Below are 4,751 nucleotides of genomic sequence, written 5' to 3' on the forward strand. Positions count from 1 at the left end.
CGTGACGGAGCCTTCGGACAGGCTCTTCACTTGGCTGGAGGTGAGGGACGTCGTCCAGGCCCCGGCGCTGACCGTGGCGGTCTGGGTGACCGTACCGACGGTGACGCTGACGACCCGGCCATCCTCGGCGGAGGCGGTGCCGGCGATGGTGACGGCGCTCTCGTCCTCCGCGTCGCTGATCCGGTCGTCGGTCGACACCGTGCCGATGGAGACACTCGGGGCGGTGCGGTCGTAGCTGACCGTCCGGGTCGCTGCCGTGGCCGGGTTGCCGGCCTGGTCGGAGACGCTGGCGGTGATGGTGACCGAGCCCTCGCTCAGGGCCTTGACCTGGCTCGAGGTCAGCGAGGTCGTCCAGGCCCCGGCGCTGACCGTGGCGGTCTGGGTGACCGTGCCGACGGTGACGCTGACGACCCGGCCATCCTCGGCGGAGGCGGTGCCGGCGATGGTGACGGCGCTCTCGTCCTCGGCGTCGTTGATCCGGTCGTCGGTCGACACGGTCCCGATCGACAGAGACGGGGCGGTGCGGTCGTAGCTGACCGTCCGGGTGGCCGCCGTGGCGGGGTTGCCGGCCTGGTCGGAGACGCTCGCGGTGATCGTGACCGAGCCCTCGCTCAGGGCCTTGACCTGGCTCGAGGTCAGCGAGGTCGTCCAGGCCCCGGCGCTGACCGTGGCGGTCTGGGTGACCGTGCCGACGGTGACGCTGACGACCCGGCCATCCTCGGCGGAGGCGGTGCCGGCGATGGTGACGGCGCTCTCGTCCTCGGCGTCGTTGATCCGGTCGTCGGTCGACACGGTCCCGATCGACAGGGTCGGGGCGGTGCGGTCGTAGCTGACCGTCCGGGTCGCCGCCGTGGCGGGGTTGCCGGCCTGGTCGGAGACGCTCGCGGTGATCGTGACGGAGCCTTCGGACAGGCTCTTGACCTGGCTGGAGGTCAGCGAGGTCGTCCAGGCCCCGGCGCTGACCGTGGCGGTCTGGGTGACCGTGCCGACGGTGACGCTGACGACCCGGCCGTCCTCGGCCCCGCTCGTCGTGCCGGCGATGGTGACGGCGCTCTCGTCCTCCGCGTCGCTGATCCGGTCGTCGGTCGACACCGTGCCGATGGAGACACTCGGGGCGGTGCGGTCGTAGCTGACCGTCCGGGTCGCTGCCGTGGCCGGGTTGCCGGCCTGGTCGGAGACGCTGGCGGTGATGGTGACCGAGCCCTCGCTCAGGGCCTTGACCTGGCTCGAGGTCAGCGAGGTCGTCCAGGCCCCGGCGCTGACCGTGGCGGTCTGGGTGACCGTGCCGACGGTGACGCTGACGACCCGGCCATCCTCGGCAGAGGCGGTGCCGGCGATGGTGACGGCGCTCTCGTCCTCGGCGTCGTTGATCCGGTCGTCGGTCGACACCGTGCCGATGGAAACCGTCGGCGCCGTCTTGTCGTAGGTGATGGTCTTCGTCGCCGCCGTGGCGGGGTTGCCGGCCTGGTCGGAGACGCTCGCGGTGATCGTGACGGAGCCTTCGGACAGGCTCTTCACTTGGCTGGAGGTGAGGGACGTCGTCCAGGCCCCGGCGCTGACCGTGGCGGTCTGGGTGACCGTGCCGACGGTGACGCTGACGACCCGGCCATCCTCGGCAGAGGCGGTGCCGGCGATGGTGACGGCGCTCTCGTCCTCGGCGTCGTTGATCCGGTCGTCGGTCGACACGGTCCCGATCGACAGAGACGGGGCGGTGCGGTCGTAGCTGACCGTCCGGGTGGCCGCCGTGGCGGGGTTGCCGGCCTGGTCGGAGACGCTCGCGGTGATCGTGACGGAGCCTTCGGACAGGCTCTTGACCTGGCTGGAGGTCAGCGAGGTGGTCCAGGCTCCGGCGCTGACCGTGGCGGTCTGGGTGACCGTGCCGACGGTGACGCTGACAACCCGGCCGTCCTCGGCCCCGCTCGTCGTGCCGGCGATGGTGACGGCGCTCTCGTCCTCGGCGTCGTTGATCCGGTCGTCGGTCGACACGGTCCCGATCGACAGGGTCGGGGCGGTGCGGTCGTAGCTGACCGTCCGGGTCGCCGCCGTGGCGGGGTTGCCGGCCTGGTCGGAGACGCTCGCGGTGATCGTGACGGAGCCTTCGGACAGGCTCTTCACTTGGCTGGAGGTCAGCGAGGTGGTCCAGGCTCCGGCGCTGACCGTGGCGGTCTGGGTGACCGTGCCGACGGTGACGCTGACGACCCGGCCGTCCTCGGCCCCGCTCGTCGTGCCGGCGATGGTGACGGCGCTCTCGTCCTCGGCGTCGTTGATCCGGTCGTCGCCGGACACCGTGCCGATGGAGAGGCTCGGTGCGGTGCGGTCGTAGCTGACCGTCCGGGTCGCCGCCGTGGCGGGGTTGCCGGCCTGGTCGGAGACGCTCGCGGTGATCGTGACGGAGCCTTCGGACAGGCTCTTGACCTGGCTGGAGGTCAACGAGGTCGTCCAGGCCCCGGCGCTGACCGTGGCGGTCTGGGTGACCGTGCCGACGGTGACGCTGACGACCCGGCCGTCCTCGGCCCCGCTCGTCGTGCCGGCGATGGTGACGGCGCTCTCGTCCTCGGCGTCGTTGATCCGGTCGTCGCCCGACACCGTGCCGATGGAAACCGTCGGCGCCGTCTTGTCGTAGCTGACCGTCCGGGTCGCCGCGGTGGCCGCGTTGCCGGCCTGGTCGGAGACGCTCGCGGTGATCGTGACGGAGCCTTCGGACAGGCTCTTGACCTGGCTGGAGGTCAACGAGGTCGTCCAGGCCCCGGCGCTGACCGTGGCGGTCTGGGTGACCGTGCCGACGGTGACGCTGACAACCCGGCCGTCCTCGGCCCCGCTCGTCGTGCCGGCGATGGTGACGGCGCTCTCGTCCTCGGCGTCGTTGATCCGGTCGTCGCCCGACACCGTGCCGATGGAAACCGTCGGCGCCGTCTTGTCGTAGCTGACCGTCCGGGTCGCCGCGGTGGCCGCGTTGCCGGCCTGGTCGGAGACGCTCGCGGTGATCGTGACGGAGCCTTCGGACAGGCTCTTCACTTGGCTGGAGGTCAACGAGGTCGTCCAGGCCCCGGCGCTGACCGTGGCGGTCTGGGTGACCGTGCCGACGGTGACGCTGACGACCCGGCCGTCCTCGGCCCCGCTCGTCGTGCCGGCGATGGTGACGGCGCTCTCGTCCTCGGCGTCGTTGATCCGGTCGTCGGTCGACACCGTGCCGATCGACAGAGACGGGGCGGTGCGGTCGTAGCTGACCGTCCGGGTCGCCGCCGTGGCGGGGTTGCCGGCCTGGTCGGAGACGCTCGCGGTGATCGTGACGGAGCCTTCGGACAGGCTCTTGACCTGGCTGGAGGTCAACGAGGTCGTCCAGGCCCCGGCGCTGACCGTGGCGGTCTGGGTGACCGTGCCGACGGTGACGCTGACGACCCGGCCATCCTCGGCCCCGCTCGTCGTGCCGGCGATGGTGACGGCGCTCTCGTCCTCGGCGTCGTTGATCCGGTCGTCGCCCGACACCGTGCCGATGGAAACCGTCGGCGCCGTCTTGTCGTAGCTGACCGTCCGGGTGGCCGCGGTGGCGGGGTTGCCGGCCTGGTCGGAGACGCTCGCGGTGATCGTGACGGAGCCTTCGGACAGGCTCTTCACTTGGCTGGAGGTGAGGGACGTCGTCCAGGCCCCGGCGCTGACCGTGGCGGTCTGGGTGACCGTACCGACGGTGACGCTGACGACCCGGCCGTCCTCGGCCCCGCTCGTCGTGCCGGCGATGGTGACGGCGCTCTCGTCCTCCGCGTCGCTGATCCGGTCGTCGCCGGACACCGTGCCGATCGACAGAGACGGGGCGGTGCGGTCGTAGCTGACCGTCCGGGTGGCCGCCGTGGCGGGGTTGCCGGCCTGGTCGGAGACGCTCGCGGTGATCGTGACGGAGCCTTCGGACAGGCTCTTCACTTGGCTGGAGGTGAGGGACGTCGTCCAGGCCCCGGCGCTGACCGTGGCGGTCTGGGTGACCGTACCGACGGTGACGCTGACGACCCGGCCATCCTCGGCGGAGGCGGTGCCGGCGATGGTGACGGCGCTCTCGTCCTCCGCGTCGCTGATCCGGTCGTCGGTCGACACCGTGCCGATGGAAACCGTCGGCGCCGTCTTGTCGTAGGTGATGGTCTTCGTCGCCGCGGTGGCCGGGTTGCCGGCCAGATCGGAGACGCTGGCGGTGATGGTGACCGAGCCCTCGCTCAGGGCCTTGACCTGGCTGGAGGTGAGGGACGTCGTCCAGGCCCCGGCGCTGACCGTGGCGGTCTGGGTGACCGTGCCGACGGTGACGCTGACGACCCGGCCGTCCTCGGCGGAGGCGGTGCCGGCGATGGTGACGGCGCTCTCGTCCTCGGCGTCGCTGATCCGGTCGTCGCCGGACACCGTGCCGATCGACAGAGACGGGGCGGTGCGGTCGTAGCTGACCGTCCGGGTGGCCGCCGTGGCGGGGTTGCCGGCCTGGTCGGAGACGCTCGCGGTGATCGTGACGGAGCCTTCGGACAGGCTCTTCACTTGGCTGGAGGTGAGGGACGTCGTCCAGGCCCCGGCGCTGACCGTGGCGGTCTGGGTGACCGTGCCGACGGTGACGCTGACGACCCGGCCGTCCTCGGCCCCGCTCGTCGTGCCGGCGATGGTGACGGCGCTCTCGTCCTCGGCGTCGTTGATCCGGTCGTCGGTCGACACCGTGCCGATCGACAGAGACGGGGCGGTGCGGTCGTAGCTGACCGTCCGGGTCGCCGCCGTGGCGGGGTTGC

At 71.8% G+C, this 4,751-nt stretch carries 1 protein-coding gene; it reads right to left on the reverse strand.

Features of this window, described 5'->3' with window-relative positions:
* On the reverse strand, positions 1 to 4,751 hold a 4,751-nt coding region (locus QSG27_RS27695), incomplete at both ends, for a beta strand repeat-containing protein (RefSeq protein ID WP_306711915.1).

This window comes from Azospirillum isscasi, from assembly GCF_030849505.1.
GTDB classification, from domain to species: domain Bacteria; phylum Pseudomonadota; class Alphaproteobacteria; order Azospirillales; family Azospirillaceae; genus Azospirillum; species Azospirillum isscasi.